General features: G+C 34.6%; 5 protein-coding genes. All 5 read left to right on the forward strand.

Annotation, left to right across the window (positions count from 1 at the left end):
- The first annotated feature begins 58 nt into the window (after positions 1–58).
- The 5 genes from HNS38_RS08370 (at position 59) to HNS38_RS08390 (ending at position 8810) form a co-directional block, all read left to right on the forward strand.
- Positions 59–1441, forward strand: a complete 1383-nt coding sequence (locus HNS38_RS08370; RefSeq protein ID WP_216663669.1) for a serine hydrolase — start codon at positions 59–61, stop codon at positions 1439–1441.
- Positions 1442–1515: 74 nt separating this feature from the next.
- Complete coding sequence (locus HNS38_RS08375; RefSeq protein WP_172281778.1) at positions 1516–2412, forward strand: M28 family metallopeptidase; 897 nt, start codon at positions 1516–1518, stop codon at positions 2410–2412.
- 62 nt (positions 2413–2474) lie between these two features.
- Positions 2475–5552, forward strand: a complete 3078-nt coding sequence (locus HNS38_RS08380; protein ID WP_172346288.1) for an ATP-binding protein — start codon at positions 2475–2477, stop codon at positions 5550–5552.
- Between the two features lie 131 nt (positions 5553–5683).
- Positions 5684–7513, forward strand: a complete 1830-nt coding sequence (locus tag HNS38_RS08385; protein WP_172281783.1) for a DUF3471 domain-containing protein — start codon at positions 5684–5686, stop codon at positions 7511–7513.
- A gap of 49 nt (positions 7514–7562) precedes the next feature.
- Positions 7563–8810, forward strand: a complete 1248-nt coding sequence (locus HNS38_RS08390; protein ID WP_172281785.1) for a serine hydrolase — start codon at positions 7563–7565, stop codon at positions 8808–8810.
- Positions 8811–8864 lie beyond the last annotated feature (54 nt).

The following is an 8864-nucleotide window of genomic DNA, read 5'->3' on the forward strand; positions in this document are numbered from 1 at the left end:
CATTATTTCAATAGTACCAAAACAAAATCAAATGAAAAATTAGCAAATAATTTTTCATTTGATTTCTGGCAAACAGGCCATCCTGAATATCAGAATAACGAAACGATTAGTAAGCATTAGAGAAATGAATCTAAAACACTTACATATTATACCCATTCTTTTGATACTCATTTTGAGTACCAATGTTTATTCACAAAACCCAAAAGAAAATTGGGAAAAGTATAAACAGATTGAGCAATCAGGATTTTCTATAGAAAACTTAGCCATAGCAAAAGCATATTATGACTCCTTAAATTCCTCCGCATTTCTGATCATTCAAAATGGGAAGGTAGTTGCTGATTGGGGAGATATTAACAGAAGATTTATACTTCATTCAGTTAGAAAAAGTATTCTTAATTCCTTATATGGAATTTATTCTGAGAATGGAACCATCGAGCTAAATTATACAATTGGAGAAATTGGAATTACAGATAAGGATTCATTATCTGATCTTGAAAAATCTGCCAAAATAATTCATCTGTTAAAGGCTCGCTCAGGAATTTATCATAAAGCAGCGGCAGAACCACCCTGGGTGGATGATTACAGACCTGAAAGAAATAGTGTCAAGCCAGATTCACTGTGGTTTTATAATAACTGGGATTTTAATGTATTGGGGACGATTTTTGAGCAATCAACACAAACTTCAATTTATGAAGCTTTATACAATGATATTGCCACACCATTGCAAATGCAGGATTATAGAATTATTGATGGAGAATATTACTACGAACTCGAATATTCGAATCATCCTGCCTACCATTTAAAGATGTCGGCAAGAGATTTGGCAAGATATGGTCAACTTTTTTTACAAGAAGGTTTATGGAATGATAAACAGATATTATCAAAAAATTGGGTAGATAGCAGTACTTATCCGGTTTCAAAACACGGCGGCGGAGGAAAAATTGGAAGATGGTATGGCTGGTTATGGAACGTTTCTGAATATTATCAGGATTACAAAATGTATTATGCTGCAGGTGCTGGAGGACAATTCCTTGCTATTTTTCCGACAGAAGACTTGATTTTGGTAAACCTTTGCAATAGATATCAGAGGGACAAATTATATGATAAAGAAATCGTTAAATTATTTGACTTGATTTTAGCATCAAAGATGAACAAACCGATAGATAATCCAGCCTTAATCACATTAAAAACAAGTTCACGGATACCTGAAAAATTATATCAGCAAAAAATAAACCATTCAAAATATATTGGTGATTTTACGATTGATGGCAGAAAAGCTTTGATTATTGAACTGAATGGCGATTTGATTCTTAAGGATTATTTCATGAAACTAAAACTATTCCCTATTTCGCCAAATCGCTTTTTTGTTGAGGATATAGAGAAATATTTGAATGTTGTACTGGATAAAAAAGGATTCGCAACTAAACTGAGTTATGATTAATAGGAGAAGAAATAGATGTATTCCATCAAAACAAAGAAAATTTAAAAATACAGTATGTAATAAAGAGCATTAGAATGAAAAAAACGGCATATATTTTTATATTAATAGTATCAATGAGCTTTCAATTATTTGGACAAAATCCTTTGATAAGTAACGTTGTAAATCTGGTTTCCGGAGATTCTATCTTTAACAATATTGCCTTGCTCGAACAAATGGAACGATATACGCCAGACAATAATCTTGAATGTGTCAATCATTTAATTTCAAGTTTGGATAACATCGGAATGGACACCATTTATTTGCAGAAGTATACCCAAGGCTGGTTACCCAATATAATAGCTGTTAAATATGGCACATTGTCCCCTGATTCTGTTTACGTATTGGGTGCTCATTACGATAGCTATAAAAGTGGAGCACCTGCTGCCGATGATAATGCTTCTGGCACTTCAGGTGTTCTTGAAGCTACTCGTATCTTGTCTAAATATAAGTTTAAAAAAACAATAATGATGGTTCTCTTTTCTGGTGAAGAAACCGGACGCTGGGGTAGTAAAGCTTTTACTGACAGTATCGTAAATAATAATATTATAATATTAGGCATGATCAATCTTGATATGATATCGTATGTAAATGATGGTGATCATATAAGCGTAAGTATTTGTGTAAATAAACTATCTTTAGATTTAATGAATATATATACAAATGCTGTAAGTGTTTATGCCCCAAACTTGAAATATGCAGTTGATTCAACATCAATGATTGTTTCAGCAGGAGACCATTCGTCATTTTGGGATAAAAATGTTCCTGCTGTCATGCTAATTGATGAAATTGATCTTTTTAGCGATAATTTCAATAATCATATACATTCAAATAATGATATACTTGGTTTATCAGCTAATAGTAAAATAGAAGCCGAACTAATTACGAAATCAGCTGTTGCAACAATAATTAATATTGTAGAGATGGATAAGTAGTAACTTATTAGTTCTTCTATAAATGAAAGCTTGTTATAATGTAATTTATAAGTGTTGATGATTTGAAAACAATAACCTTTAAAATATTTTTTGTACTTGCATTTTTAGCAGGTTTCAATATCGTGTTTCCTAACACCTTTATCGATATTATTAAGTTAAAACCTCAGCTAAAGCCCAGAAATATTAAATCTGAAGAAATGCAATCCTTTTATGACGGAGGCATTTACTATTATAATAATGCTGAATATATTTATGCCGAGCAAGCCTTTTTAAAAGTCATAAACACGGCTGAAAAACCACAAGATAAAAAAATACTTTCCTATTCTTTTCATTTTTTAGGTAATATCGAAAGCTGGAAATCCAATTTTTCACAATCCATATATTATCATAAAAAGGCTCACAAATTGTTTCTTGAATTAAAAAATTCGGAATATGTAGCTATCTCAAACAATAAAATTTCATTTGGTTTTACCTCTTTGGGTGAGTATGACAGTACTCTGGTTTATTGTCAAAGTAATATTAAAAACAGAAAATTAATTGAAGCCAATTATGCAGTGCTAAATTCTTATAAAGTTATAGCAGGAACTTATGCAAGACTTTATAATTACAAATTATCTTACCAATATTTGCAGGAAGCCATAGAATACGCCGAAGAATTGGGAGATAATCAATCATTAGGTGAGATGTATTTAACAGCAGGTTTATTATTCCTGAATAATCATGTAAACAAAGATATAGCACTGGAGTATTTACTTGAAGCACAAGGCCTTTTTGAAGACCAAAAGAATAAGATATACATCAACTTGACGAAGCTTCAGATTGGTGATGTTTATTTCAAAACTGGAAATGATACTCTAGCAATGAAGTATTATAATGAAGCAATTGCAAGCACTCGGCAAAGCAATTATGCCATGCTCTCTGCTGCAAACCATAAAATAGGGATGGTATTTAAAGAAGGAGGTGAGTATGAGAAAGCATTGGAATACTTGCAAAAAAGTATTGATGGAATGTGTAAGGTATGCCCCGAAATTCAAATACATCAAACACTGATAGAAGCTGCCCGCACTTCTATAATTACAGGCGATTCAGCACAAGCTTTTATATATTTAAATCGATCAAAAAATATTGCAAGCGAATCTGAGTCACGTTTAGAAATGGCCATATCTTATAAAGAATTGGGAATTTACTACCAATTGATTAATAATAACGATAGCTCCATTTACTATTTAGAACTTTCACATCATCTCGCTATAGATTTAGGATTACCCAAGAGGATAAAAACAACTGCTGAATTACTGAGTGAGAAATACTATTTAAATGGGAAATATAAAACTGCATCCAATTATTTGAAGATGGCCATTCAAATGAACGATAGTTTAGCAAGTATTGAAAAGTATAATGAGGTGGCAAAACTTGAAATGAGGTTTGAAATTGAAAAAAAAGAAGCAGAAATCTCAAAACAAAAGCTCCTCAGAAATTCTTTTATTGGGGGCGCATTTTTACTCGTTATTTTCGGATTAATGCTTTGGAGAGCTTACCGAAACAAAAAAAAGGACAACCAGCTACTGGCAGAACAAAAAGCCGAGATTCAGGAAATTTCAAATATACTTCAACAATCCACCAAGCGCAAACTCGACTTCTTTACCAATATCTCTCATGAAATTCGGACGCCCTTAACATTGATAAAATCACCTTTGGAAAGAATTCTTAAATCAGAAACACAAGAAGAGGAAATTGGAAATCAACTTCAACTGGCCATCAAGAATACAAACAAATTGAAATCACTAGTGAATCAAATCCTTGATTTACAAAAGCTCGATGAGGATTTATTATGTTTGGATCTATCTGAATTTGAAATCATCTCCTTTTGCAAAGAAATAGTGGCTTCCTTCGAAGGCTATTCCTCTCAAAACCATTGCAAGCTTATCTTTGAAGCAAATATTGCTAAAGCTCAAATCAAATTCGACCAAGGACGTTTGCAATCCATCATCACAAACTTATTATCCAATGCTTTCAAGTTTAATAAAGAGAATGGTGAGGTTGACTTCAAACTTCATTTAAACCAACAGCAACTAGGTTTAGAAATTAGTGATACTGGAAAAGGGATGAATGGCGAACATATTAAAAAACTGGGAGAGAGATATTATCAAATAGAGGATTCCAATACAAATGTTGAGGGCAGTGGTATTGGTTTGGCTTATGTCAAAGAAATTGTAGCCCTGGCAAAAGGAAAATTTAGCGTTTCCAGTGAACCGGGAAAGGGTACAGATATTACCATCTCCTTGCCTCTTGAGAGCGTTGAAATTCAGGAAGGAACTCCTATTAAGCTCGAAATGATAAACCGAGATCAAAATGTAAATCAATTTGAAAACCTGAACTTGGAGCCCAATGAAAATCCGCAGATTTTAATCGTTGAAGATAATGATGAATTGCGCTTGTTTTTACGAGACCTGTTTTCTCCTTCCTATCAGGTTATTTGTGCCAAGGATGGTGAAGAAGGAAAGGACTTGGCTTTAAAACACCTTCCCGATTTAATAATCAGTGATGTGATGATGCCCAAGATGCAAGGCAATGAATTGTGTAAATTGCTTAAAAATGATATCAATACCAGCCACATCACCATTATCCTATTTACCGCTATAGGTGGAGCTGACAGTATCATTGATGGCTACGATTGTGGAGCTGATGATTATATCGTCAAGCCCTTTGATACAGATGTATTGCTTAAAAAAGTACTTAACATCATTTCAACAGGAGAAAATGCCAGAAAGAAATTCAGCTTCACTGATATGGAGCACTCGAAAAATATTTACTCCGATTTCGACAAGAAATTTCTTGAAGATTGCAAATCTATTATTAAGACTAACCTCGACAATACTCATTTTACAGTTGAATTTTTTGCGGAAAACTTGAGTATGCATAGAAGGACCCTATTACGTAAATTTAATGCCTTAACGGGTAAATCACCAATAGATCTGATCAGACATAGCAGAATGACTCAAGCTGCCAAATTACTCAAAGAAAAATACCGTGTAAACGAAGTGGCCTTGATGGTGGGTTATGAAGATACCAAGCGATTTAGTCAGGCATTTAAACAATTTCATGGTGTCTCACCTTCCAACTTTCAACAAGGATTTTAGAGTCTTTTTCCCTTATTTCTTCTGTTTTTTTTGTGATGTCCAGATTTGCTACTCATACTGTCTCCATTTGCAGGCCTAAGTCTGCTGAGTATTTACTTGATTTGTAGAAGATTAATATAAAAACAAAAATGATGTTCAAAAGAATCACATTCATATTATTGGCAATTATTTTTAGCCAGGGAATTCTAAAGTCACAGACAAACCAACTGACAGATACCACGGTATATACTCTTGGTTTCTCCACCTATCTTTCACAAATAGATAAATATGCATCAGGAGTAGATGTTTATACCGATAACGAAGGTTATTCGTATATTTCAGGTAACACCAAAGACAGAAATTTCCCCGCCACAGAAGGAGCTTATCAAACACAATTAAAAGGCGATGGTTTGGCAGATGTCTTTGTAGCAAAATATTCACCCGAAGGAGAACTCGTATTTGCCACACTGATTGGTGGTACAAAAAGAGAACATCATTCAGGAATAACGGTAGATGATGCAGGTTACATTTATATAGCCGGAGGAACAGAATCTCCAGATTTCCCTACAACTGAGGGAGCCTATGACACCAGTTTTAACGGAGCAAAATCGTGGGGCGGGGATGTGTTCGTAACTAAATTAAACCCAATGGGAACTGAAATTGTTTTTTCTACATTTATTGGAGGAGCGGCTCAAGAAACAATAGGGTCAGGAGGTATTAAGGTTGATTCTAAAGGTAATGTTATTATTGTGGGAGTTACCGCCTCTCATGACTTTCCTTTAACACAAGGTGTCATTGATGATAATGATAACTTACATGGTTTCCTCTCTAAATTGAGTCCCGATGGTCACAAATTGCTGTTTTCTACTTTTTTTGGGAGCAGCCAAAGAGAAGGCATAGCAGGATTTACTATCGATGACAAAGACAATATTTATTTGGTAGGTGCTACCCATACAGCAGGCTTACCTGTAACGGGTAATGCTTTTCGAAAAGAGATCATGATACCTGAATCCGGATATTTAATGGATCATTTTATAGCCAAAATAAATGCCAGGAATCACAAAACTTCCTATTTAAGCTATTTCGCAACCAATGCATATACTATGTCATCTGTACAATGGACTAAGCCAAATAGACTGATAGTTTGTGGCAGCACTACTGGAGAAAGCTTCCCGGTAACGGAAAATGCAATAAGTAAAATAGGGAAAGGTAAGCTGGATTGCTTTGTATCTGTATTTAATTCTGAAACCATGAGCTTAGAATATGCCAGCCTGTTTGGAGGAAGTGATGAAGATCGCATTATGTCAGCAAATTTTATTAATAAAGATACCATTGTTGTTGGCGGATTAACAAATTCTGCTGATTTGCCACTTACTGAAAATGCCTTGTATTCAGAATATCCAACTTGTGAGAAGGCCTTTAACTCCTCATTTCTTGGCCTCAAAAAATCATTCGTTTCTGTTATCGATATTAAAAACAGCAAACTCCTTTACTCAAGCTACTTTGGTTCCAGTCATTTATTTAGATTTTACCCTGATCAATACGGAAACATCAGTTTTGTTGGTGAAGCAGGAAAGAAATCAGAAGCAGGAATAACAGGCTTTCCGGTAACTAAAGATGCCACTGAGCCGCCGTCTTATGCAATGGTAGGGCGATTGTTGCTAAACGCTATTCCAAAACCGACGAAGGAAGAATTGTACAAAGATGTGACTGTTGCTGATGCTATACTGGAAACTTATGTAGGTAAATATGAACTAAGTCCTGGTTTTGCACTGACTATTATCAAAAAAGAAAATCAGTTGATATTGCAAGTACCTGAACAAGGAGAACATCTCATATTCCCAAGATCCCAAATTGATTTTTTTATAAATGGATCGGTGATTGAATTTACATTTAATATAAATGAGGCTGAAGAAGTAGAAAGTATGACTATGCATCCGGATGGAGGAGACGATGTTATATGCAAAATAGTAGAAGAATAAACATAAAGCCAAAGCACAGATGAAATAGCCATAAAAAAACCATAAACAGATGAAACAGTATAGAATCACCCTTATATTTCTTCTGATATCTTTTATCACCATTCAATGTCAGAATAGTCATAGAAACACAAATCAGAAAGGTCTTCCTACTGAAGTAGTAAAGACTATTGAAAAACGTATAGAGGAGGGTGTTAATCCAAGTATAGTTATAGCAATAATAGACTCCTCCAGTATTCAATATTTCAATTTTGGGAAAACTGCGGAAGATGGTAAGGATGTAGATGAAAATACCATCTACGAAATAGGGTCTATATCTAAAGTATTTACAGCGTTAATTCTTGCCCAACAAGTACAAAATGGTGAACTCAAACTGGAGGATGAAATAAATAAGTTTCTCCCCTATGACATTGCAGTTCCTGTGATGGGCGATAAGGATATTACATTTGGCAACCTTACAGATCATACTTCTGGCCTTCCTAGAATGCCAAGCAACTTTAAACCTGCCAATCCTAACAATCCTTTTGCAGATTATTCAGTAGAACAGATATATGAGTTTATTTCAAATTATCAACCGGTTCGAAGGGTAGGTTCTGAATACGAATACTCAAATATTGGTCAAGGTCTTTTAGGGCATTTACTGGCATTGAGTAATAATAGTACCTATGAAGAGATGATGATTCAATCCATTGCAAATCCATTGGATATGAACGATACAAGAATTGAATTAACACCGAGAATGAAAGAAAATTTAGCCTTAGGGCATAGTGGCGGGAAGCTTGTTGAAAACTGGGACATCCCAACACTTCCGGGAGCTGGTGCGATTAAAAGCTCAACTTCAGATATGGCAAAGTTTATTTCTGCTAATCTCGCTTATGTAGATAATTCATTTAGGGAGGCCATAAAGCTTAGTCATAAAGTAAGACATGATAAAGCAGGTAGCATGTCTGTAGCCATGGCCTGGCATATTAAAAAAGGTGAAGAGGGGGATGTAATATGGCATAATGGTGGAACAGGTGGATACTCGACTTTTGCTGGATTTGTTAAGGAAACAGGTAAAGGAGTAGTCCTACTTACAAATTCATCAACAAGTGTCGATGATATTGGCTTCTATTTACTTGATTCAGGATCGGAGTTAAAGGAGCTAAGATTCAAAAGTGAAGCCGTTGATATAGCTGAGGCCACTCTCGAAAAATATGTTGGTTTATATGAGTTGAAACCTGAATTCAAAATCACGGTAAGCAAAGAAGGAAAACAACTATTTATTCAGGCTACAGGACAAGAAAGAATAGAGATTTAGGGTCACATAAAAAATTATGGGGAGCAATGGTTTTTAGCCTTTTCATAATTTAAA

Origin of the sequence: Lentimicrobium sp. L6 (assembly GCF_013166655.1) — a bacterium.
Lineage (GTDB): Bacteria > Bacteroidota > Bacteroidia > Bacteroidales > UBA12170 > UBA12170.